The sequence below is a fragment of the Brevundimonas diminuta genome (assembly GCF_022654015.1).
Classification (GTDB): domain Bacteria; phylum Pseudomonadota; class Alphaproteobacteria; order Caulobacterales; family Caulobacteraceae; genus Brevundimonas; species Brevundimonas diminuta_C.
Genome location: NZ_CP073063.1, coordinates 672,229 through 694,932, shown reverse-complemented (window position 1 = coordinate 694,932; position 22,704 = coordinate 672,229). Strand labels below are relative to the sequence as shown.

24 protein-coding genes are annotated in these 22,704 nt (G+C 66.3%); 6 read left to right on the top strand and 18 right to left on the bottom strand.

Annotated elements, in window-relative coordinates; translation table 11 throughout:
• Positions 1–26: 26 nt before the first annotated feature.
• The 5 genes from argF to KAK88_RS03340 form a co-directional block, all read right to left on the bottom strand.
• Positions 27–941: an ornithine carbamoyltransferase gene (argF, locus tag KAK88_RS03360; protein WP_242077866.1), complete on the bottom strand. Its 915-nt coding sequence runs from the start codon at positions 939–941 to the stop codon at positions 27–29.
• Complete coding sequence (locus KAK88_RS03355) at positions 941–2,116, bottom strand: aspartate aminotransferase family protein (protein WP_242078552.1); 1,176 nt, start codon at positions 2,114–2,116, stop codon at positions 941–943. Before KAK88_RS03355 ends, argF begins: the two co-directional genes overlap by 1 nt.
• A 109-nt stretch (positions 2,117–2,225) precedes the next feature.
• Positions 2,226–2,750: a YcxB family protein gene (locus KAK88_RS03350; RefSeq protein ID WP_242077865.1), complete on the bottom strand. Its 525-nt coding sequence runs from the start codon at positions 2,748–2,750 to the stop codon at positions 2,226–2,228.
• The gene (locus KAK88_RS03345) at positions 2,747–3,757 is read right to left on the bottom strand and encodes a M28 family metallopeptidase (protein WP_242077864.1); all 1,011 of its coding nucleotides are present in this window, start codon (positions 3,755–3,757) and stop codon (positions 2,747–2,749) included. Before KAK88_RS03345 ends, KAK88_RS03350 begins: the two co-directional genes overlap by 4 nt.
• A gap of 42 nt (positions 3,758–3,799) precedes the next feature.
• Complete coding sequence (locus KAK88_RS03340; protein ID WP_045810698.1) at positions 3,800–4,630, bottom strand: ABC transporter permease; 831 nt, start codon at positions 4,628–4,630, stop codon at positions 3,800–3,802.
• Between the two features lie 280 nt (positions 4,631–4,910).
• Between KAK88_RS03340 and KAK88_RS03335 the strand changes: the two genes are divergently transcribed.
• Positions 4,911–5,447, top strand: a complete 537-nt coding sequence (locus KAK88_RS03335) for a cell cycle sigma 70 cofactor GcrA (protein WP_017506617.1) — start codon at positions 4,911–4,913, stop codon at positions 5,445–5,447.
• A 185-nt stretch (positions 5,448–5,632) separates the two neighbouring features.
• On the opposite strand, the gene apaG is transcribed toward KAK88_RS03335, so the two are convergent.
• Positions 5,633–6,040 (bottom strand): Co2+/Mg2+ efflux protein ApaG, encoded by a 408-nt coding sequence (gene apaG, locus KAK88_RS03330; RefSeq protein WP_137720783.1) that lies wholly within the window; start codon positions 6,038–6,040, stop codon positions 5,633–5,635.
• A gap of 81 nt (positions 6,041–6,121) precedes the next feature.
• Here apaG and KAK88_RS03325 point away from each other — a divergent pair, with 81 nt between their 5' ends.
• Entirely contained in the window at positions 6,122–7,147 is a 1,026-nt protein-coding gene (locus KAK88_RS03325; protein ID WP_091750682.1) for a 2'-deoxycytidine 5'-triphosphate deaminase, read from the top strand.
• A 107-nt stretch (positions 7,148–7,254) separates the two neighbouring features.
• On the opposite strand, the gene KAK88_RS03320 is transcribed toward KAK88_RS03325, so the two are convergent.
• A complete protein-coding gene (locus tag KAK88_RS03320; protein ID WP_242077863.1) occupies positions 7,255–8,538 on the bottom strand; it encodes an MFS transporter in 1,284 nt (427 codons plus the stop codon).
• Positions 8,539–8,604: 66 nt separating this feature from the next.
• Between KAK88_RS03320 and dapE the strand changes: the two genes are divergently transcribed.
• Positions 8,605–9,792 carry a succinyl-diaminopimelate desuccinylase gene (dapE, locus tag KAK88_RS03315; RefSeq protein WP_242077862.1) on the top strand — a complete coding sequence of 396 codons (1,188 nt, stop codon included), beginning with the start codon at positions 8,605–8,607 and terminating at the stop codon, positions 9,790–9,792.
• 107 nt (positions 9,793–9,899) lie between these two features.
• Here the strand turns inward: dapE and KAK88_RS03310 are convergent, their stop codons facing one another.
• Complete coding sequence (locus KAK88_RS03310) at positions 9,900–10,277, bottom strand: hypothetical protein (protein WP_242077861.1); 378 nt, start codon at positions 10,275–10,277, stop codon at positions 9,900–9,902.
• 93 nt (positions 10,278–10,370) lie between these two features.
• Positions 10,371–11,672 carry an amidohydrolase gene (locus tag KAK88_RS03305; RefSeq protein ID WP_242077860.1) on the bottom strand — a complete coding sequence of 434 codons (1,302 nt, stop codon included), beginning with the start codon at positions 11,670–11,672 and terminating at the stop codon, positions 10,371–10,373.
• Between the two features lie 90 nt (positions 11,673–11,762).
• On the opposite strand from KAK88_RS03305, the gene KAK88_RS03300 reads away from it, so the two are divergent.
• Both KAK88_RS03300 and KAK88_RS03295 read left to right on the top strand, forming a co-directional pair.
• Positions 11,763–12,119, top strand: a complete 357-nt coding sequence (locus KAK88_RS03300) for a hypothetical protein (protein WP_153922879.1) — start codon at positions 11,763–11,765, stop codon at positions 12,117–12,119.
• Positions 12,120–12,165: 46 nt separating this feature from the next.
• Positions 12,166–12,600 (top strand): SRPBCC domain-containing protein, encoded by a 435-nt coding sequence (locus KAK88_RS03295; RefSeq protein WP_242077859.1) that lies wholly within the window; start codon positions 12,166–12,168, stop codon positions 12,598–12,600.
• Here the strand turns inward: KAK88_RS03295 and KAK88_RS03290 are convergent.
• The 9 genes from KAK88_RS03290 to KAK88_RS03250 all read right to left on the bottom strand — a co-directional run bounded on the left by KAK88_RS03290 (position 12,597) and on the right by KAK88_RS03250 (position 22,008).
• Positions 12,597–13,577 carry a type II secretion system F family protein gene (locus KAK88_RS03290; RefSeq protein WP_091750700.1) on the bottom strand — a complete coding sequence of 327 codons (981 nt, stop codon included), beginning with the start codon at positions 13,575–13,577 and terminating at the stop codon, positions 12,597–12,599. The two genes, KAK88_RS03295 and KAK88_RS03290, sit on opposite strands and share 4 nt — an antisense overlap.
• A 10-nt stretch (positions 13,578–13,587) precedes the next feature.
• A complete protein-coding gene (locus KAK88_RS03285; RefSeq protein WP_242077858.1) occupies positions 13,588–14,565 on the bottom strand; it encodes a type II secretion system F family protein in 978 nt (325 codons plus the stop codon).
• Between the two features lie 4 nt (positions 14,566–14,569).
• Positions 14,570–16,237: a CpaF family protein gene (locus KAK88_RS03280; RefSeq protein WP_242077857.1), complete on the bottom strand. Its 1,668-nt coding sequence runs from the start codon at positions 16,235–16,237 to the stop codon at positions 14,570–14,572.
• A 3-nt stretch (positions 16,238–16,240) separates the two neighbouring features.
• Positions 16,241–17,827, bottom strand: a complete 1,587-nt coding sequence (locus KAK88_RS03275; RefSeq protein ID WP_277928820.1) for an AAA family ATPase — start codon at positions 17,825–17,827, stop codon at positions 16,241–16,243.
• A 3-nt stretch (positions 17,828–17,830) separates the two neighbouring features.
• Positions 17,831–18,508, bottom strand: coding sequence for a CpaD family pilus assembly protein (locus KAK88_RS03270; RefSeq protein ID WP_242077856.1), 678 nt, complete (start codon positions 18,506–18,508; stop codon positions 17,831–17,833).
• Positions 18,509–18,516: 8 nt separating this feature from the next.
• Positions 18,517–20,157, bottom strand: a complete 1,641-nt coding sequence (locus KAK88_RS03265) for a type II and III secretion system protein family protein (protein ID WP_242077855.1) — start codon at positions 20,155–20,157, stop codon at positions 18,517–18,519.
• A gap of 11 nt (positions 20,158–20,168) precedes the next feature.
• Complete coding sequence (gene cpaB, locus KAK88_RS03260) at positions 20,169–21,086, bottom strand: Flp pilus assembly protein CpaB (RefSeq protein WP_153922872.1); 918 nt, start codon at positions 21,084–21,086, stop codon at positions 20,169–20,171.
• Between the two features lie 118 nt (positions 21,087–21,204).
• Complete coding sequence (locus KAK88_RS03255; protein ID WP_194943522.1) at positions 21,205–21,723, bottom strand: A24 family peptidase; 519 nt, start codon at positions 21,721–21,723, stop codon at positions 21,205–21,207.
• Between the two features lie 105 nt (positions 21,724–21,828).
• A complete protein-coding gene (locus KAK88_RS03250) occupies positions 21,829–22,008 on the bottom strand; it encodes a Flp family type IVb pilin (RefSeq protein WP_091750715.1) in 180 nt (59 codons plus the stop codon).
• A gap of 237 nt (positions 22,009–22,245) precedes the next feature.
• On the opposite strand from KAK88_RS03250, the gene KAK88_RS03245 reads away from it, so the two are divergent.
• Positions 22,246–22,650, top strand: a complete 405-nt coding sequence (locus tag KAK88_RS03245; RefSeq protein ID WP_153922870.1) for a pilus assembly protein N-terminal domain-containing protein — start codon at positions 22,246–22,248, stop codon at positions 22,648–22,650.
• Positions 22,651–22,704: the final 54 nt, after the last annotated feature.

Sequence of the window (22,704 nt, the reverse complement as noted above, 5' to 3'; positions counted from 1 at the left end):
CCCGATCGGGTCCGCCCTTTTTTCGTTCATCCCCCGAAGCACCAGGCCAGCACGGCCTTCTGGGCGTGGATGCGGTTTTCGGCTTCGTCCCAGACCAGAGAGCGCGGCCCGTCGATGACGGCGTCGGTGACTTCCTCGCCACGGTGGGCGGGAAGGCAATGCAGGAAGACCGCTTCGGAATCGGCGAGATCCATCAGGGCTTCGTCGACGCCGTAATGTTCGAACGCCGCCAGGCGCGCCTCATAGTCCTGATCCCCCATGGAGACCCAGGTGTCGGTGACGATGACGTCGGCGCCCTTGACCGCCTCGCGCGGATCGCTGGTCAGGGTGACGGCGTCGCCGCCCTTGGCCAGGTCGCGAAGGTCCGGGTGGTATTCCGCCGGGCAGGCGACGTTCAGATGGAAGCCGAACTTGGGCGCCGCGTGCATGAAGCTGTGGCAGACGTTGTTGCCGTCGCCGATCCAGGCGATCGTCTTGCCGGCGATCGGTCCGCGATGCTCCTCGATCGTCTGCAGATCGGCCAGGATCTGGCACGGGTGCGACCGGTCGGTCAGGCCGTTGACCACCGGCACGGTCGAGACGCGGGCGAACCGCTCGACATCCTCGTGATCGTTGGCGCGGATCATCACCGCATCCACCATGCGCGACAGAACCCGGGCGGTGTCCTCCACCGGCTCGCCGCGCCCCAGCTGCATGTCCGAGGCCGTGGCGATGATGGACGAGCCGCCCAGCTGGCGGATCGCCGCGTCGAAGCTGAACCGCGTGCGGGTCGAGTTCTTCTCGAAGATCATCGCCAGAACGCGGTCCTTGCCCGGCGCATCGGCGTCGGCGCGCCCCTGGGGCCAGCCCTTACGGGCGGCTTTGCGGGCATGGGCGTCGTCCAGGATGGCGCGCAGATCCGCTGCGTCCAGCCGGTGGATGTCGAGGAAGTGCCGGACCATCAGGCCGCCAGCTTTTCGCGGGCGACCTCGCAGGCCGCTTCGAAACGGGCCACGGCTTCGCGGGCCTCGTCCAGCGTCAGGTTCAACGGCGGCAGCAGGCGCACGCAGTTGTCGCCGCCGCCGGCGATCAGCAACTGCTGCGTGTCGCGCGCCAGGGCCATGAACTCGCGATTGTTCGGCACCATCTTGATGCCGATCAGAAGGCCTTTGCCGCGGACGTCGGCGATCACATCGGGGAAGCGTTCCTGAAGGCCGGCGAACTGCTGCTTCAGATAGCCGGCGACCTCGTTGACGTTGTTCAGCGTCTCGGGGCTGTTGATCAGGCTTAGCGCCTTTTGACCGACGGCCATGGCCAGGGGGTTGCCGCCGAAGGTCGAGCCGTGAACGCCGACCGTCATGCCCTTGGCCGCCTTGGCCGAAGCCAGACAGGCGCCGATGGGGAAGCCCCCGCCCAGGGCCTTGGCCACCGCCATGATGTCCGGCGCCATGCCCGCCCATTCATGGGCCCACAGCTTGCCGGTCCGGCCCATGCCGCACTGGACCTCGTCGAAGATAATCAGGACGCCGTGTTCGTCGCACAGCTCACGTAGCCCCCGCAGGCACTGTTCGGGCATGGCGCGGCAGCCGCCCTCGCCCTGCACGGGCTCGACGATGATGGCGGCGGTCGTGGGGTTAGCGATGGCGGCCTTGATCGCCTCGTGGTCGCCCCACTTCAGCTGGTGGAAGCCCTGCATCGGCGGGCCGAAGCCCTCCGTATAGCTGGGGTTGGCGGCGGCGTTGATCGCGCCATAGGTCCGACCATGGAACGAGCCGTCGAAGCCGTAGATGTCGATCCGCTCAGGCGCGCCACTGGCCGAGTGGTATTTGCGCGCCGTCTTCAGCGCGCATTCGACGGCTTCAGTGCCCGAGTTGGTGAAGAACACCACGTCGGCGAAGCTGGATTCGCACAGGGCGTCCGCCAGGGCTTCCTGACCCGGAATGCGGAAGATGTTGGAGACGTGCCACAGCTTCTCGGCCTGATCCTTGACCGCCTGGACCAGTTCGGGGTGGGCGTGGCCCAGGCCGTTGGTCGAGATGCCGGCGACGCAGTCGAGATATTCGGTCCCGTCGGTCGCCCACAGACGCGCGCCTCGGCCGCGTTCCACTTCCAGCGGCGCGCGATTGTAGACACCCATCAAATGCTCAGTGGACACGGGACCAAGACCTCCAAAAGCGAGACGGCCCCGGCGCGAGCGCGACGGAGCCGGATCAATACGGTCAGGCGTTGTCGGACGCGCGAGGGTCTTAGTCAACACCGGCGCCGAGGACGCCCCGCGCTCGCACATCGGCGATCAAGACACGCAGCGCCTGCCGTTGATCCGTCTGCAGCACGCGCAAGGGCAGGATGAAGTTGGTGTTGGGCGAGGCCGCGAAGATCAGGCGATCCTTGTCCTCCACCACCGCGACCAGATTGCGCCAGCCGATGCGGGTTTCGAAATCCACACCCGACAGCGCCAGACCGCCGTCATCGATGCGCCAATCGGTTGGCTTTTGCGCAATCGGCGCCCGGCGCGCCGACGCCATGACCCTGGAATGCGCCATGACCGACAACCCGATAAAACCATACAGCCCGACCAATTGCAGGCTGACGATCCAGCCGATCCGCTCTAGGGGCAGGCCGAGGCAGACGGCGATGGTCGCCAGCATGGCGCCGCCGAGAAACAGCACGGGCAGGTTCGCCCAGCGCCGGACGACGGGCCACGCCTTGACGGCCGTCCGCCCCTCCTTCGGCGTCGGCTGGACGCCGCGAACCTCGATGACCGTCGTCACTCGCCGCCGGGCGTGGTGGCCGGGGCAGCAGGCGCAGTCTCAGCGGCGACCGCGGCGTCCTTGGCCTGGATTTCGACCAGCCTCTTGTCCAGGGCCAGGCCCAGGTCGGCGATGAACAGGCCGAAGCGGGCGACGTCGACGCCCTTCAGATACGACAGCTTGTCGTCAGTCGTATGGATGCGCTGGAAGACGGGCGGGACGAAGCCCTCCTTCAGGCCGTTGTCCTTGCCGCCGTTGAAAGCCAGCCACATCTGGTGGGCGCCGACCGCATCCTGGGTGCCCATCGACACCACCGGCACGCCCGCAGCCGAGAAGGCGCGGTCGTCGCTGGGCGGATAGGTCGGATAGGGCATGCAGTCGAAGCCGCGTTCGGCGCACAGGCCGCGCAGTGTCTCCAGCACGAAAGCCGACTGCGGCCCATTGTTCTCGCCATACATGACCGTCCGGCCATAGGCGGCGACATCGGCGTTGATGACGGCGGCGATCCGGTCCTTGCCGTGTTTCTCAAGGAAGGCCTTGGCGCCCAGAAGGCCCAGCTCTTCTTGGTCGGTGAAGACGAAGACGAAGCGGTGGGCGACCGGCTGGCCTTCCAGCGCCATGTCCAGCGTCTTGGCCGCCTCCATCATCGCCATGACCGAGCCGACGTTGTCGACGATGCCGTGCGAGAGCGTCCCGTCTCGCAGCTTCACCGCATCATAGTGGGCGGTCAGCACGATGTCCTTGTCGCCCTCGCCCACCGTGACGACGACATTGGCGCCTTCCATCGGGCCGGTGGATTGGTTGCCGCCCTCGAAGGTCTGGATCTCGGGCGTGAAGCCCAGCGTCGTCAGGAAGCCGACCAGGACCTGGGTCCGCTCGGCGTTGGTGGGCTTGATGAACTGGGCGGCGCCGGCGGCGATGTCGGGGCGGTCGCCGGCCTGGGGCGTCGCTTCCTGAGCGAAGGCGGGACCAAAAGCGGATGTGGCGGCGAACAGGGCCGTGGCGGCGACGAGCGAACGAAACAGCATGAAGCGGACCTCTCGGGGGAGCGATCCGCAACAGGTAGCGATCTAGCTCTTAAGACGCCAGCCCGAGCGGAACACCAGCCAGCAGACCACGCCCATGACCGCCATCAGCACGGCCGACCCTATGACGCCGACCGTCAGATTGCTTTCGGCATGGCCGATGAAGCCGTAGCGGAAGCCGTCGATCAGATAAAAGAAAGGGTTGTAGCGGCTCAACGCCCGGAACGGCTCGGGCAGATTTTCGACCAGGTAGAAGGTGCCCGACAGGAAGGTCATCGGCATGACGATGAAGTTCTGGACCGCCGACAGGTGGTCGAACTTCTCGCTCCACAGCCCCGCCAGCACGCCGGTCATGCCCATGATGAAACAGGCGGCCAGGGCGAACCAGACGATGGCGAAGATATTGGCGATGCCCAGCGGCGCGAACGGCAGCACGCAGATCGCCGTGACCAGACCGACCGCGAGACCGCGCGTCGCGGCGCCCAGCGTAAAGCCCAGCGTCAACTCCAGCGGGCTGAGCGGCGGCGTCAGGAAGTCGGTCGCCGTGCCCATGATCTTGGCCTGGATCAGGCTGGACGAGGCGTTGGCGAAGGCGTTGTTCAACATGGCCATCATGATCAGGCCGGGCGCGACGAACAGGGCGAACGGCGTGCCATGCAGCGGGGGCCGCGCGTTCTGAAGCGCCACCACGAACACCAGCATATAGAGCAGCGTCGTCACCACCGGCGCCGCCACCGTTTGGGCGCCCACCTTCCAGAAGCGACGCACCTCGCGCAGATACAGGGTCTGCACCCCGATCCAGTTGATCCCCGGATAGCGACGCGGCTGCGGCAGGCCGGCAGGCCGGGTGGAGATCAGATCGGGCGTATCGGTCATGGCCCGCCAGATGCGCTCGACCGCCGCGCTTCGCAAGGCCGAGGTGATTGGTGATTGGTGAATCGTGACTGTCCCGCGCAGTCGTCCTGACTCACCAGTCACGCGTCACCATTCACCAATCCGCCTTAACCTTAACGATGATTCAATATCTGGTTTCTGTGGACAGGATGATTCGCACATCTTGCGTCTCTTAACGGCTGGTTTACGATTAGTTGTAGGTCAAGACCCCGGAGGGGGAGCCTGGACCTAGATATTGAATCCAAACTCGCTGGAGGGTGGCATGACCGCAGGCTGGACCGACGACCGCGTAGGCGCGCTAAAGAAGCTCTGGCTTGAGGGCCAGTCCGCGAGCCAGATCGCCAAACAACTGGGCGGCGGGGTCACCCGTAACGCCGTGATCGGCAAGGTGCACCGTCTGGGCCTGTCGGGCCGGGCCGCCCCCTCGCAACCGGCGCGCACCGTCGCCGCGACCTTCCGCACCGCGCGTCCGCGTCCGGCGCCGGCCGCTCCGGCGCAGCAACCTTCGGCCCCGCGCCGTCTGGAAGCCGTCCAGCCCAAGCCGGTCGAACCCGCCGCGCCCGTCCCCGCCCCGATCCCGGACCTGCCGGGCACGGCGACCGTGATGACGCTAGGCGCCCACATGTGCAAATGGCCGATCGGCGACCCGTCGTCGCGCGAGTTCAGCTTCTGCGGCCGCCGCTCGTCGGAAGGCGTCTATTGCGTCGAACACGCCCGCGTCGCCTACCAGCCGCAAGTCCGTCGCGGCTCCAAGGAAAGCGGTTCCGACCTGGCCCGCAGCCTGCGGCGCTATATTTAAGCGCGCTACGCTCACGACGCGGTCGCTCGCGACTTGAGCGCGGCGCTTCGCGCGGGTCATGCCCGCGTCACAGATGCTCTCCATTGAGCTAACTTCCCCCTCGCCGGTTCGCGCAAGCGGCCGGCGAGACTTCAGGGGCGGGGCTGCGGTTCATCCGGGTTGACGCAGCCCCATCCGCCTTTCGATCAGTTCAGCACCCGCCGCGCATCCGGCGTATCCAGCGAAAACGCCGGAATCTGCGCCTCGAAACTGCGCCCGTCCGCATCCGTCATATAGTAGGCGCCCACCATCGAGCCGCTGTCGGTGCCCAGCGGACAGCCCGAGGCGTAGGCATAGCTGCCGCCGGGTTCGATCACCGGCTGTTCGCCGACCACGCCAGGGCCGCGCACCTCTTCGACATGGCCGTGGCCGTCGGTGATGGTCCAGCGGCGCGCCATTAGCTGCACCGTCGATCCCGTCAGATTCACGATCTCGATCTGATAGGCCCAGACCCAGCGGCCTTCGTCGGGATCGGACTGGCCCGCCAGATAGCTGGGCCGGACCCGGATCAGGATGCCGTTCGTCTCGGCGGTATAGGCAGGACCCTCGTGCATGGGCTATATGCTCGCCCCGCCGCGCGCGGGCTGCAAGCGCGACTTGGAGACAAGTCGTGAAAACCGTGTGAGACAGACGCCATGAGCTCCTTCCAAGCGCCCCGTCCCGGCATCCTGCCCGCCCAGTCCATCGAGACTTTGATCGCCACAGGCGCCGTCACGTCCGACACGCCCTTCGACCACGACCAGGTCCAGCCGGCCAGCCTGGACCTGCGGCTGTCGGATCAGGCCTGGCGCGTCCGCGCCTCCTTCCTGCCCGGCCGGCGCAAGGTCGAGGACCGCATCGCCGACGTGGCCATGCACGCCATCGAGATCACCGAGGCCGGCGTCGTGCTGGAAAAGGGCTGCGTCTATATCGTGCGCCTTCAGGAGCGGTTGAAACTGCCCCAAGGCCTGATCGCCCGCGCCAATCCGAAAAGCTCGACCGGCCGCGTCGATGTCTTCGTGCGTCTGCTGACCGATCAGGGCGCCAGCTTCGATGACGTGGCCGAGGGTTATGACGGCCCGCTCTATATGGAGGTCGCGCCCCAGACCTTCTCCATCCTGGTCCGTCCCGGCACGCGCCTGAACCAGCTACGGCTCAAGGCCGGCGATCCGCCCAAGCTGGAGACCCGCTCGGTCGGCGTCGATCTGCAGGGCGGCGACATCGTCGGCTTCCGCGGGCGTCGCCATGCGGGCGTGGTCGATCTGGACCACATCGACGGCCACGATCCGCGCGACTTCTGGGAGCCGCTGAGCCTGCGCCGTGGCGAACTGCTGCTGGATCCGGGCGAATTCTACATCCTGGCCTCGTCCGACGACGTCGAGATCCCGGTCGATCAGGCCGCCGAAATGACCCCCATCGATCCGTCGGTCGGCGAGTTCCGCGTCCACTACGCTGGCTTCTTCGACCCCGGCTTCGGCACCGACGAGGCGCATGGCGCGGGCTCGAAGGGCGTGCTGGAAGTCCGCACCCATGACACGCCGTTCCTCTTGGAACACGGCCAGATCGTCGCCCGCCTGGTCTATGAACCCCTGACCGAACGCCCCAGCCGTCTGTATGGCGAAAGCGGCAGCCACTATCAGAACCAGGGCCTGAAGCTGTCGAAGCATTTCAAAGCGTGGTGACTGAGGTGAGCGAGGGGTGCTAGTGAGCGAGAAGTGAGCCGAGGCCGAAAACGCCGCACCGCTCTTCGCTCACCTCTTGCTCACTAGCACCCCTCGCTCACTCCCACTCACGTCAGCCGATCCGCCTTCCTCAGCCCCGGGAACATCGTCGCCCAGGCCCCGGTCGCGGCCAGGGCGCCGAATCCGCCGAACACCGCCGCCCCGACCGCGCCCAGCAGCCGGACCATGACGCCGGAATAGGCCTCGCCCAGTTCGTTCGAGGCGCCGATGAACAGCATGGACACCGAGGACACCCGCCCGCGCATGTGATCGGGCGTGGCCAGCTGGATCAGGGTCTGGCGCACATTGACGCTGATCATGTCCGCCGCCCCGCCGATGAACAGGGCCAGGCCTGACAGCCAGACGATGCGCGACAGGCCGAAGGTGATGGTGCACAGGCCGAACACCGCCACCGCCGCGAACATCCAGCGCCCGCCGTTCTGGCGGACCGGATAGCGGCTTAGGTAGATAGCCATGACCATGGCCCCCACGCCGAACGACGCCCGCAACAAGCCGAACCCTTGCGGTCCAACATGCAGGATGTCGCGCGCGAAGATCGGCGTCAGCAGCGCCACGCCCGCCAGCAGCACCACCACCAGATCCAGTGAGATGGCGCCCAGCACGATCTTGGTCTTCCAGACATAGGCCAGACCTTCCTTCACGGAATCCACAGGCGACAGTGGATTGGCCTGTGGCGCGGGCTTGCCGCTGGTGCGGATCAGGATGAAGGCGGCGACGGCCAGCAGGAACATGCCCAGCGACACCGCATAGGCCAGGGGCACGTTCACCCCCACGATCACCCCGCCCAGGGCCGGGCCGGCGATGGCCCCTGTCTGGAATGCGATGGACTGGGCCGCGATGGCGGGCGGCAGAGCCTTTCGCCCCACCACCATCGGCAGGAAGGCCTGGCTGGCCGGCGCCAGAAACGCCCGCGCCGCGCCGAACAGGGCCGCGACCGCCAACAGACCCCACAGCGGCGGGTTTCCGTGCAGGGCCATGGCCAGGAATGATCCCGCGCAGGCCGCCTCGACCAGGATCGAGATCCACACCGTGCGCTTCCGGTCGCGCCGATCCGCCATCGCCCCGGCGGGAAGCGTAAAGGCCAGCAGCGGCAGGAACTGACACAGCCCCACCAGCCCCAGATACAGGCTGGCCTCCTCGACCGGATGATCGCGCCGGGCGATCTCATAGACCTGCCATAACAGGGCCGAGGACTGGATCTGGATCGCCAGCACCGCCACCACGCGGCCGAACCACAACAGGCGGAAGTCGCGAATGCCCCACGGGCTGGCCGGGCCTTCGGGCGGAGATGGCGGGGCGGCGGGGCCGGCAGCGATGGATTCTTTGGTCAAGGTCTCGGCTTCGGCAGGAGCGCACCGTCTTCTCGCAGACGCGGATTATCCCTAAAGCATAGCCGCATGAGCCGCGCATCAACTCCCGTCATCGATCCTGTCGAACTGACCCGCGACCTGATCCGCATTCCCTCCGTCACGCCCGCCGACGAGGGGGCGATGGATGTGCTGGAGCGCCATCTGACGGCGCTAGGCTTCACCTGCCGCCGCCTGGCCTTCGAGGGACCGGGAGGCGAGGGCGTCCATGCGCGGATCGAGAACCTGTACGCCCGGCGCGGGACCGCCTCGCCCAACCTGTGTTTCGCCGGCCATACGGACGTGGTCCCGACCGGCCCGTCGGACCAGTGGTCGGCCCAACCCTTCAACGCCGAGGTCAGGGACGGCGTCCTGTACGGCCGGGGCGCGGTGGACATGAAGGGCGGGATCGCCGCCTGGGTCGCCGCCGTGTCCCAGGTGCTGGCCGAAGGCGAGCCGAAGGGCTCCCTCTCCTTCCTGATCACCGGCGACGAGGAAGGCCCGGCGCTTCATGGCACCAAGCGGGTGGTCGAGGCCCTGGCGGCCGAGGGCGAGGTCATCGACGCCTGCGTTGTCGGCGAACCCTCCTCGTCGCAACAGCTGGGCGACATGATCAAGGTCGGGCGGCGCGGCTCGTTGAACACCTGGATCACCGTCCACGGCAAACAGGGCCATGTCGCCTATCCCGAGCGCGCCGCCAACCCGGCCCCGGTGATCGCGAAGCTGATAGCCCGCCTGAACGATTACGTCCTCGACCAAGGCTACGAGAACTTCCCCCCGTCGAACCTCGAAATCACCACCATCGACATCGGCAATCCGGCGACCAACATCATCCCGGCCCAGGCGACGGCGCGGCTGAACATCCGCTTCAACCCCAGCCATACCGGCGACGCCCTGATCGACTGGCTGAACCGCGAGGCCGGTGCCATGCAGGCCGAGACCGGGCTTCAGATCACCCTGGAGCACCTGTGCTCGGGCGAGGCCTTCCTGACCGAGCCGGGCGCCTTCGTGGAGGCGGTTCAGGACGCGGTCGAGGCCGTGGCGGGCCGCCGCCCCGTGGCCTCCACCACCGGCGGCACCTCCGACGCCCGCTTCATCCGCGCCCTGTGCCCGGTCTTGGAACTGGGCCTGGTCGGCCAGACCATGCACCAGATCGACGAACGGGTGCCGACGGCGGAGCTGGAGACGCTGACGGCGGTCTATCGCCGGGTGATCGAGACGGTGTTTGAGCGGTTGTAGCGAGACCTGTGTGACAGATTTTTGCTGAATATGCTTCTACTTGGTCCGCCCTAAACCGGGCCTTCGGATAGTCCGAAAAGGGTGGGAACCGGACGTTGAACTCCCATTCAACGCATTGGCTTGATCCATCGGATAGAAGCCAAGTCGACAGCTTTCAAGTCGATGTCGTCACCGGCTGGTGTGCCGTATTGGAAGCCTTCGAGGCAGGTTGGGTAGCCGCCTTCAAGCCAAAGAATGAAGCCCATGAGCAGGATTTCGTCGCCCACGGAAACTTCGGCGTTCGGTCCGTCCATGATGCGCTCTGGCCAAGTGATAGGTGGCTCGCTGTTCACCACATCAAAGGACGTATAGAAGCCGTGGCCAGTGTTATGCCGCTCGGAAATTCGAGCGTCAGATAAGAGGCTGTGGAGAGGCTCGGCAATGCTTGGCTGACTATCGCAAATGATCGCGAGCACCGTCCGCTCAAGTTCCGTGAACTCCGACATTCCCCCTCCAGAGCCATAGCCTACGCGTCAGACCGAACGTCGCCTATGGGTCGGTCTGCGACATTGGTTTCCGGCAGCCATCGCACGCCTCGCCTAGCTCCGCTCCAAAAACCGCAACGCCGTCAAAACGTGCGTCTTCACCCCCAGCGGCAGAACCTTTTCGTTCGGTGAAAACTCCGGCGAATGGTTGGGTGCGGATTGGGCGGGGTCGACGCCGTCGGGACTGGCGCCGAGATGGTAGAAGACGCCGGGGATGACCTGCTGGAAATAGCTGAAGTCCTCAGCCACCGTGGTCGGGGGCGTGGCGGCGTTGACGTTCCCCGCGCCCGCCGCCTCGGTCAGGACAGGGGCCAGCCAGGCGGACAGGCCGGGGTCATTGAACACCAGGGCGGCGTTCTGTTTGACGCCGAACTCGGCGGTGGCGCCGTAAGCCTCGGCGACGTGGTCGATGGCGGTCTCCGCGCGGGCGACCAGGGCGTCGCGCTGGGCCGTATCGAAGGTGCGCAGGGTGCCGGACAGCGTCGCACTGTCGGGGATGATGTTGTAGCGGACGCCGGCATTGATCGTGGCGATAGTGAAGACGGTCGGGGTCGTGGTCGGATCGACCGTGCGCGCCGTCAGGGTGTTGACCGTCTCGACCACCTGGCCCGCTACCGCGATCACGTCGACCCCGCGCCAGGGCCAGGCACCATGCGTCTGCTTGCCCATGAGGCGGATATCCACGCGGTCGGAGGCGGCCATGAAGCCCTCGGGTCGATAAAAGACGCTGCCCGGACGGCCCGGCACGACGTGCAGGCCGAAGATGGCCTCAGGCTTGGGATCGTTCAGCGCCCCGTCCGCGATCATCAGGGCCGCCCCGCCCTTGGGCTCTCCCGGAGGCGCGCCCTCCTCGGCCGGCTGGAAGACGAAGACCACCGTGCCGGCGATCCGGTCCTTCATCCCCGCCAGCACCTCGGCCGCGCCCATCAGCATGGCCATATGCATGTCGTGGCCGCAGGCGTGGGCCACCGGCACCGTATTGCTCATGTAGGTCCCGGTGGCGGTCGAGGCGAAGTCCAGGCCCGTCGCCTCCTGCACCGGCAGGGCGTCCATGTCGGCGCGCAGGGCCACCGTCCGACCCGGCCGTGCGCCGCGCAGCACGCCGATCACGCCGGTCTTGCCGACCCCGGTGCGGACCTCCAGCCCCAACGACCGCAGATGCTCGGCGATCACCCCGGCCGAACGGGTCTCGGCGAAGCCCAGTTCAGGGTGCTGGTGGAAGTCGCGCCGCCACGCGACGACCTCGGGCATGACGCGCTGGACGGCGGCGTCCACACTGGCCGTATCGACCTGCGCCTGAGCGGCGCCGGCGGCAAGCAACAGCGCCAGTGTGGAGGCGGCGAACAATCGGCGCATGTGAAGGTCCCGTGAAATTTTCAGCCCGACGACAGGTGACGGCGCCGCACCCGCTTGTGCAAGTCGTCGCGAACGCCGATTTCTCTCCGCATGGGTGAGAAGGCCTTCAAGAGCGCAAAGACCGAATGGCGCGACGTCGTTCTGGTCTGCCGCAAATGCTCCAAAAAGCTGGACGGCGGCTTCGGCCCCGGCGGCGATCTGACGCTGAAAAAGGCGCTGCGCAAATATCTGCACCTGAAGAAGGGCAAACAGGGTCGAAAGGGCGAACTGACGGTCGTCGGCGCCGACTGTTTCGATATCTGTCCCAAGGGCGCCGTCGTCGCCGTCAACACGGCCCAGCCCAAGAAGCTGCTAATCATTCCAGCCGGCGCCGATCTGTTCGAGGTCAAGACGCGGCTGGCGTTGGACGATGGACGGCGGTTGAAGCGGATCGACGCCGCCGACTGATACCCGGCGCCTTTCTTCCGGCGGCCAGCCGTGTCAGAGCGAAACCATGGATGACACTCGCATCGAAAAACGCGTCGGCGTTCAGGCGACCTCGGACCGCATCTGGGACTTGGTCGCGGACCTATCCGACTGGGGCGCCTGGAACCCGATCGACAGGGACGTCGAGGGCGCCATCGCCTATGGCGGCCGCCTGACCATGACCGAGGCGTGGCCCGATATGGCCGAACGCCAGGCGGCGGCCCAGGTGGTGGAGTGGCAACCGCGCGCGCGTCTGGTCTGGGCCGAACGGCGCGGCTTCCTGTTCCAGAGCCTGCGCTATATCCAGATCGAGGAGTTGGCGCCCGGCAACTGCATCGTCGCCATCGGCATCCGCTTTTCGGGCATTCGCGGCGAGCTGTTCCATGACAAGCATCGCCCGGCGATCAAGGCGGCGTTCGAAAGCGCCGCCCATGGACTGAAGGCGGCGGCGGAGCGCGCCTAACGCCCGTCCTTCATCATGTCGATGACATTCAGGATCGCCGGACCCAGGATGACGATGAACAGGACCGGCAGGAAGAACAGGATCATCGGCACGGTCAGTTTGGCCGGCAGGGCCGAGGCCTTTTTCTCTGCGGCGGACATCCGCAAATCGCGATTTTCCTTCGCCATGACGCGCAGGGCGGTGGCCAGCGGCGTGCCATAGGTTTCGGCCTGCGTCATGGCGGTGGCCACCGACTTCACGCCCGGGTGGTTGGTGCGCTTGCCCAGATTTTCGTAGGCTATGCGACGGTCGGGCAGATAGCTCAACTCCGCCGACAGCAGCGACAGTTCCTCGGCCAGATCGATCGATGACGGCCCCATTTCCTGACTGACCTTGGCGATCGCCGCCTCGATCGACATGCCCGCCTCGACACAGATCAGCAGAAGGTCCAGCGCGTCAGGGAACGCCTGCATGATCGAGGCGCGGCGCTTGTCGATCCGATTTTTTAAATAGATGTTCGGCGCATAGAAGCCGGCGACCGCCGCCGCCATCGTCGCGGTCACCTTGTTCATCGTGGGCCAGTCCACGACCTTGATCACGAACAGATAAAACGCCGCCACGATCATGAAGATGAAGGGCGAGGTGAAGCGGAAGAAGTAGAAGGTCGTCAGCGGACGCGGCCCGCGATAACCGGCCTGCACCATCTGACCCGCGACCTTGGGATCTTCCAGAAGCTTGGACAGATTCAGCCGATCCACAATCCGCTTCTTGAACCCGTCGTCGGTGTGACGCAGCGCCCCCTGACCGCCGGCCATGTTCGCGCGTGACCGGCGTTTCAGGTCGTCGCGGCGTTCCGCAACCGCCTTCATTCGCTTGTCTAGCGCAACCCCGCCCGTCATCGACGACAACAGGGTGACGACCGTGGCGAAGACCAGCACACCCACGCCGATGCTAAGCAGGTTCTGCGGGTCGGTGATGAAACGGATGAAGCTTTCCATGATCCCGGCCTCAGAACTTGAACGAGATCATGCGTTTCATCACGAAGATGCCGGTCGCCATCAGCAGCGCCGCCATCAGCAGCATGAAGTTGCCGCGGAAATCGGTGAACAGCGGCATCATGTAAGAGGGGGTGGTGAACATGACCATTGTCATGACCGCAGGCGGCAGAGAGGCGATGATGCCCGCCGAGGCCAGCGCTTCGGACGACAACGCCTTGATCTTCTCGCCCATCATCCGACGGGCGCGCAGCACGGCCGACAGATTGCCCAGCGCCTCGGCCAGGTTGCCGCCGGTCTTCTGCTGGATGGCGATGACGATGGTGAAGAAACGCAGTTCGGACGTCGGCATCCGGCCGTACATTTTCTCCAACGCCTGCTCCAGGGTCAGGCCGACGCCCAGGCCCTCGACCAGTGTCTGAAACTCCGGCCCCAGCGGCGCCGGGCTCTCGCGGGCGATGATCTTGAAACATTCGTGGACCGGCAGGCCCGACTTGATGCCGCGCACAATCACGTCGACGGCGTTGGGGAACTCCAGCGAGAACTTCTTCATCCGCGACTTGCCGAGGAAACCCACGATCCAGCGCGGCAGTCCCAGACCGAAGATCAGAGCGATACCGATGACCACCAGGATCGGCAATCCGAAGATCAGCGCGCCCAGGCCGGTCACCAGCCCGACCACAGCCGAGATGATGTAGAAGGTCGTCACGCTCAGGCTCAAGCCTGCCTGTTTCAGGCGCGACGCCAGCGTCGTGCGCGCCTTGCGCTCGCGGCGGTCGGCATCCTGAAGCTGGACCAGAATCTGCTTGCGGCGCGCCTCGGGCGTATTGGCGGCGGCCGCCTTGCGGGCGAGCGCGGCGCTCTTCTTGGGTTCGCCCAAGCTTTGCGCGCGTTTGACGGCCTGGGCCGAGGAATCGTCTCCCCCGACGAAGACCCAGCCCAGTCCGCCGATGGTGATGAAGGCCAGAACGGCGGCGAGAATTGGAAGCATCGTCCTACTCCGCCGCGTCCAGGGCGTCGGCCAGCTCGCGTTCCAGCCCGTAGTATCGGGCGCGGTCCCAGAAGCGGGGACGGGCGATGCCGGTCGAGCGGTGCCGGCCGATGATCTTGCCGTTCTCGTCCTCGCCGGTGATGTCGTAGACGAACAGGTCCTGCGTCACGATCACATCGCCTTCCAGGCCCACGACCTCGGTGATGTGGGTGATGCGGCGCGAACCGTCGCGCAGGCGGGCGGCCTGGATGATCACATCGACCGAGCCGACGATCATCTCGCGGATCGTCTTGGACGGCAGGCCATAGCCGCCCATGGTGATCATGGACTCCATCCGGCTGATGGCTTCACGCGGGCTGTTGGCGTGCAGCGTGCCCATCGAGCCGTCGTGGCCGGTGTTCATGGCCTGCAACAGGTCAAACGCCTCGGGTCCGCGCACCTCGCCGACGATGATCCGCTCAGGACGCATCCGCAGGCAGTTCTTGACCAGATCCCGCATGGTGATCGTGCCCTGCCCTTCCAGGTTCGGCGGGCGGGTTTCCAGACGCACCACATGCGGCTGCTGCAGCTGCAGTTCGGCGGCGTCCTCGCAAGTGATGACCCGCTCGGTCGGGTCGATGAAGGCCGTCAGCGTGTTCAGCAGGGTCGTCTTGCCCGAGCCGGTGCCGCCCGAAATGACCAGATTGCATCGCGACGCGCCGATGACGCCCAGGACGCGCGCGCCTTCGGGACTGATGGAGGCGTACTCCACCAGATTCTTCATCGTCAGCTTGTCTTTCTTGAACTTCCGGATCGTCAGCGTCGGGCCGTCGATGGCCAGCGGCGGAGCGATGACGTTGACGCGCGAACCGTCCGGCAAGCGAGCGTCGCAGATGGGGCTCGACTCGTCCACGCGGCGGCCGACCTGGCTCACGATCCGCTGGCAGATGTTCATCAGCTGGGTGTTGTCGCGGAAACGGACATTGGTCAGCTGGACCTTGCCCGCGACCTCGATGAAGACCCGTCCGGCGCCATTGACCATGATGTCGGCGATGTCATCGCGGCTCAGCAGCGGCTCCAGCGGACCATATCCCAGGACGTCGTTGACGATGTCCTGAACCAGATGCTCCTGCTCGGCGACCGACATGGAGACGTTCTTGATCGCCACCAGTTCGGCGACGATGTCGCGGATCTCTTCCGACGCCGCCTTCTGGTCCAGATGCGCCAGCTGGGCCAGGTCGATAGTGTTCATCAACGCGTTGAAGATCGTCGTCTTCGTGGCGTGATAGTAGTCGCTCTGTTCGCGGACGATCTCGGCGACCGCCTGGGCCTTTTTCAGCTGCTCGAGACCCGCCGTGGCCTTCGGCCCGGTGCCGGCGACGTTGCCGGTGGGACGCGGGGCCTCAGGGGCCGGCTTGGGCTTGGGACGCGAGGCCAGGGCGTCCAGACGATCGGCCGGAGCGGGCTGGGTTGGGGCAGACGCGCGGTCGAAGGCGTCGGCCGCCGGTTCCAGATCCTCGTCAGCATAGGCAAAGGCTGATGCGTTGGTCGTCGCCGCCATCGGCGCGGCGGTCGCCTGCATGCTGAACACGGACACAGGTTCGCCGCCGGGCGCGGATGCCGGCGCGGGAGCCGGGGCTGGCCGCAGGGGCGCAGGGGCGGCGCCGGGCTGACCTGTGCGTTTGCCGAACATCCGTCAGCGCTTCTTGAACATATTGGCGAACAGGGATTTCGACGCCCCATCCGCCGGCTTGGCCTTCTCCGCCTTGCCAGCCTTCGCCGGCTTGGCCTTGGGTCCCGCCACCATCGGTAGTTCGCGGCGCGACACGATCTGGGCCAGGGTCTGGAAGGCCTCGGCCGACTTGGTCTTGGCGCCGGCGTCCAGGATCATCTGGCCGTTGTTGGCGGCCGCGCCAAAGGTCTTGGCGTCGAACGGAATGATCAGGCTGGGATGCACGCCGAGCGCCGCCCCGAAGTCCTTGGCCGGGATCTCGGGGCGCCCCGGCACCCCGACCTGGTTCAGCACCAGGCGAGGCGGCGCGTCATTGGGGCGGCCCTGACGGATCAGGTCGATCATGTTCTTGGCGTTGCGCAGGGACGCCAGGTCCGGCGTTGCCACGACCACCACCTCGTCGGCGCTGATCAGGGTGCGGCGCATCCACGGCGACCACAGATGCGGAAGGTCCAGCACGACGAAGGGGGCCGTGGCGCGGATCTGGTTGGTGACCTCCTCGAACGCCTCGGTCGAGATGTCCCAGTCCGTATCGAGGCTGGCGGGCGCCGCAAACAGGCTCAGCTTGTCGGTGCAGCGGACCATCATCCGGTCCAGCAGCGTCGAGTCCAGCCGGTCGGGCTGGCCCAAGGCGTCGGCGACGCCGTTCAGCGGGTCCTGGTTGAAGTCCAGGCCGGCGGTGCCGAACGGCAGGTCGTAATCGACGATCACCGTATTGGCGCCGATCCGCTCGGAAATTGCATAGGCGGTGTTGTGCGCCACGGCCGAGGCTCCCGCCCCGCCCCGCGCGCCGACGAAGGCGATGGTACGCCCGACGAAGGGCTGGGCCGGATCGTTGAACAGGCCGCCAATAGCCGCGATCAGCTGTAGCGGCTGTAACGGCGCGACCAGATATTCACTGACCCCGCGCCGCATCAGCTCGCGGAACAGAATGATGTCGTTGGTCGCGCCGATCACCACGACCTTCGTGCCGGCGTCGCACACCTCGGCCAGCTGATCGACTTCCCACAGCAGAGTCTGCGGGTCCTTCAGGCACTCGACGATGATCAGCGGCGGCGTCGGCTCATGCTGATAGGTCTCGACGGCCGCAGCGACGCCGCCGACACGAATCTGGGTCGTGGCGCGCGACAGGCGACGGTCCTGAGCCGCTCGCTCGGCCGAGGCGAGGGTGTCCTGCCGTTCGGCGAAGACATGGATGGCGATGCGCGGCACCGAGACTTCGCCGATGTTGCTGGCGGGGGCCAGACCGGTGAAGGCCAGACCCGTGTCCATCAGACTGGCCTGCGCCTGGGCGACCACGTCACCGACCGGATTGAAGCCGGCGGCGTCGGGCGCATAGGCTGGGGCGGCCGGGACAGGCGCCAAGGGCGCAGCATGAGGCGGCGATTGGGGCTGAGGCGCCGCCCCGGCCGGCATCGCCGACGCCGCGGGCGTGAACTGAAGCGGGCTGCGCGGCGCGGCGACGTCGTCAACCGGGGGCGCGAATTCCATATCGACATCGAACGCGTCGTCGAAGCTGTCGAACTCGCGAGGGGCTGGGGCTGTGCTCATGGGTCAGTTCACCGCGCGGGACACGGCGGTATCCCGGATCAGGTCTTCGCGCTCGGCCGATGTCGGCTTGCCGCCGCGATAGGCATCGAACACTACGGTGCGGCGCCCGGCGTCCGCCGGCGTCATGGCGCGTGGCCGCTGGATGTCGCGAGGATCTTCGATCTGGGCCGCCAGATTGGCCGTCACGGCGCATCCGAAGTTCGATGCCGACTGATTGTCGCCTGTCCGGCTCAGATTGCCCCAGTTCGCGCCGCATCGCGGCACCGCCGCGCGGATCGTTTGATAGCCCACGACCACAGGCGCGCGCGGATCCGGCGCGGCGTAGCTGACGAGCGTGATCCGGTCCGGCGATACGCCATAGGCTGCCAGGGCCGATTGAACGTCATAAGCGGTCTTCAGCGCCACCGCATCGTTTCCGGCCGGGGCTTCGATCACCATCGGCACGGCATCGACGTAGCGATAGCGTCTGACCAACTCCTGCAGCGCGCCATTCTGCGCCGGCGACAGGCCGCTGTCGTGAACCGCGAGCGCGATCCGGTCTAGATCCGGCTCGACTTGAAGCTGGTAGCGTGAGGTCGGCGTCAGCGGCGGCTCGCCGCCCAGACTAGCGGGGCCGCCGACACAGGCGCCGAGCGCCAGGGCCGTGGCCGTCAGAAGCGTGGCAATCAGGGTGCGAGTCATGGAGGTGCTCACTCGATCACATAGCCGACCGAACCGGCGGGGGCCGCATTCGGCAGCCCATAGACCTGGTTCAACTGGCCGAAGAAAATGGTCTGACTGTCGCTGGCCATGCGCAGGCCGTCCGCCGGCGTCTGCATCCGATCAGGCGACGTCGGGCTGACGATGTAGGGCTCGACGATGACGACCAGCTCGGTCTCGCCCATCAGATAATCGCGCGATCGGAACAGCGATCCCAGGACCGGCAGGTTGGTCACCCCCGGCAGAGAGTCCACCGTCTGGCGCGTAGTTTCCTGAAGCAGCCCCGCGATCATCATCGATCCGCCCGATGGCAGTTCCACGGTGTTTTCGCTACGGCGGACCGTCAAACCCGGCAGTGTGATGGACGAGGGCGTGCCGGCGCCGATGGTGAAACCGCCTTGAGCCGTTAGTTCTGAAACCTCTACCTTCACCTGCAAGGAAATGCGACCGCCGGACATCACCACCGGTCGGAAGGCCAGGCCCACGCCATAGGGCTTGTAGATCACGGTGATGTTGCCATCCCGGTCACGTCCCGTCGGCAGCGGAAACTCGCCGCCGGCCAGGAAGTTCGCCGCTTCGCCATTCACAGACGTCAGGTTGGGTTCGGCCAGCGTCCGAGCCAATCCCACGCGTTCGAAGGCCTCAAGACAGCCGCTCGCATTCGTGCCCGTCAGCGTTTGGAAGGCGGTCGACGCAATGTTGGAGATGGCGCTAGTGATTGTGTTGCTAGAGCCAGATGACACAGTGGACTGACCGATAGCCGTCGCAGGAATCTGGACCACGTTGCCGTTGACATCTGTCACGGTGACGGTCGAGGGGAAGGAACCGCTTGTCGCCTGTTGACCACTGGCCGACGCTCCGCCGGAACTGGTCTGGCTGGAAGTGGTGTTCGAGTTCGACACGTTAGTCGTCCGGCCGCCATTTTGACCGTAGCACAGACCCGTTCCGCCGGCCGCTGATCCGTTGACGCCGTAGGTATTGGGTCGGCTGAAGCCATACGAATGGATGCCCGCGCCCTTTAAGATGTCGGAGCTGAAGCCAAGCTGTTTCAGCGCGTTGCGTTGCACCTCCACCACGCGCACCCGCAGCGTCACCTGGTCGGAACCGGCGACGCTGATCATGTTGATCACCTTTTCAGGCGCTGAGACGAAGGCGGCGGCGACGCGCGCGGCCTGTGCCGCCTGAGCGGGATTATCTGCAACGCCCGTCAGGATGACGCTGTCATTGACGGCTTCCGCGTGGATTTGCCCACCGGGAGCGATGCGGCTCAACGTGTCCTGAAGTGCGCTGGTGCCGGCGTCCACCCGAACCCGCAAGCTCAGGATGGTGCGACCCGCCGCATCCAGAAACACGGCGTCGGTTTCTCCCGGCGCGATGCCGATGACGGTGATGCGCCGCGGCGAGTGCAGCATGGCCTCGGCCACCTGCGGATTGGAGACGATCACGTCGCGCGCATCGGCCGGCAGATCCACCGCGAACGAGGTGCCGCGCGGCAGGTTGATCAGGCGCTGCGCCGCACCCGTCGATACGGCGGCGCGGGTCTGGGCGACGCCGGCCGGGGCGGCGGCCAAGGTGGCGAGCAGCGCGCAGGCGGCTGCGGCGGCGGCCTTGCGCATCGTGGGTCGGCGCATCGGTTGGGTCCTCATGGCACGGCCACCACTTCCGGCGCGCCGCCGCGATAGATGCGCACGGCCTGGGGTTGGGAAACGGCTGCAACGGGGCGGCGCGTGGCGCCGGATGGTCCGGCGGTGTCGGCATAGGATCGCAGCGACAGCGACAGTTCGCCCTCGGACTTGGCCTGGGCCAGCAGAACCGAGTCCTGCGGTCGGACTTCCAGGGTCGCGGTGGCGCCCACCACGGCCTGGGCGTCGTCGCCGACGCGGGTCGCCTGGTCGATGGCCAGGACCTTGATGTTCTGCAGCACGACGCCCGAGGCGAACTTGGACTTGGTCGCGCCCTCAACGGCGCCGTCGCGGTTTGTTTCGGCGGTCAGCACCACATCGACGCGGTCGCCCGGCAGGATGAACCCGCCGGCGGCGGATTCCACCGTCACGGCGATGGCCATCGCCCGCATGCCCGGCTCCAGATAGGCGGCCAGATAACCGCTGTCGCCGGCGCGCACGATCTTGCGCGACACGATCGGCTCGCCGGCCAGAATGGGTTCGCGGACCACCGAGCCGATATAGTCGGACTTGGCGCCGGTCGTGGCCAGTTCCGTGGCCGCCTTGGCGACGCGGTTCACGGCGTCCGTCGCCTTCGCCGTTGCGCTTTCCGCAGCGGGTTTGGCGGGCACCGGCGTGGAGCCATCGGTGATGAAGACGGGATTGACCTCATCGACGGGCCAATCTTTCCATTCGAGGTCAGCTTCCACCAGACGCTTGCCGGGTTCCAGGTCCTTGGCGGCGACCAGAACCTTGGCCATCGGACGGACTTCGACGGGAGCGGCGGCGGCGGGTGTCGTGGGTTCGTTCGACGACGACCCCATGGCCCGGACCACCAGGGCCAGACCGATGGCCGAGACGGCGGCGATGCAGATGACGACGATGCGGGCGGGCTTCATCCAGGATGTCTCCAGCAGGCGCTGCGTTTCGGATTCATCCCCCGACGCCTACCGTTAACGATCATGGGCCTTGCGGGTTAACGCTTCCTAAGCGCCGCGAACGCCGGTCAACGGGGTGTCAGCGACCGGAGGCGAAGGTCAGCAGCAGCCCGCTCTCAGGCAGGGCCAGCAGGGCGCCGATGGCGATGGCGACGCCGTAAGGAATATCGCCCTTGGGCTGCATCAGATTGATAACCCAGCCTTGCGACACCGACGGGGCGACCATCGGAAAATACTGACGCGCGGTCATCAGCAGCAGGCAGAAGGCCCCGCCCGCGATGCCGGTGTAAATCAAAAAGGGCGCGACGCCGCTCATCCCCATCCACAGACAGCTGGCGGCCAGCAGCTTGGCGTCGCCTCCGCCGATCCAGCCGGCGGCGAACATGCCCATGCCGACCAGCAAGGCCGCGAACCCGATGCCGATATGGATGGCGACATCCATCGGCGCGGCGCCGATCAGAAAGGCGATGGGGAAGAAGGCGCCGATCAGAGCCAACGAGATCCAGTTCGGAATCTTCATGGTGATCAGGTCGTGCAGACCCCCGACGACGACCAGGGCCGGGAAGACACCGAGCAAGGTGAGCAGCAGAATATCCATGACCGGCATGTTGTGCGACAGGACTTAATGTTGGGTTTCGACCGCAGAAAAGGGCCGGAGCTTTTCAGCCCCGGCCCCATTCTCAGGACTTTGAACGTTTGGCGATTAGCCGGCGTTCGCGGTGTCGAGCTCAGTGCTGACCTTCGTGAAGGTGTCTTTCAGGCTGCCGCTCATGGTGCCAAGCACGGTGATCAGGGCGACGGCGATCAGAGCAGCGATCAGGCCGTATTCGATGGCGGTGGCGCCCGATTCGTCTTTGGCGAAGCGCGAGATGAACTTGGTCATGGGTAGTTCCTTTTTCAAATGGTCTAGCGAGCAACTTGGCGGGGGGAGCCGGTAGCCCGCTTGACCCCCAAACGCAGGATCAAAATGCACGAGGCCCGTTAAATCTGAGTCACGAGGTTTGGTTACGCGAGGATTTACCAAAGAAAATTCTCATATCGGCGCTTCAGCCTTTGTTGAGGATCACGGCTGCATCATGCGCGCGTCCGCGTCTGCACGCGCCAATATCAAGAGCCGCCGATGTCTCGCATCCCGTCCTTCCTGATCGCCGCCGCCCTCATCGTCGCCCCCGTCGTCGCCAGCGCCCAGGACGGCGCGCTGAATGTTGAGATCGATCGCTCGGCGCGCGTTCAGCTTCGCGGCGCCGCCGCGTCCATCATCGTCGGCAACCCCCAGATCGCAGATGTCTCGCTGGTCGACGCCAACACCATGTTCATCGTCGGCAAGGGCTATGGCGTCACTGAAGTGGTCGCTGTCGACGGCGTAGGCCGCACCCTGTTCCAGCGTGAGATCGTCGTGACAGGCGGCTCTACCGGTTCGGTTCGGGTCTGGCGGGGCGCTCAGGCGACGGAGATGGCCTGCGGCGCCTCGTGCACGCCCAGCGTCCGGTCCCCCTCGGCATCTGCTGCGCCCACAGCCCCCTGACTTCAACCATGCGCGCTCGGAGATCATTGAAGCCGCGTTTCAGCCCCTTCAGGC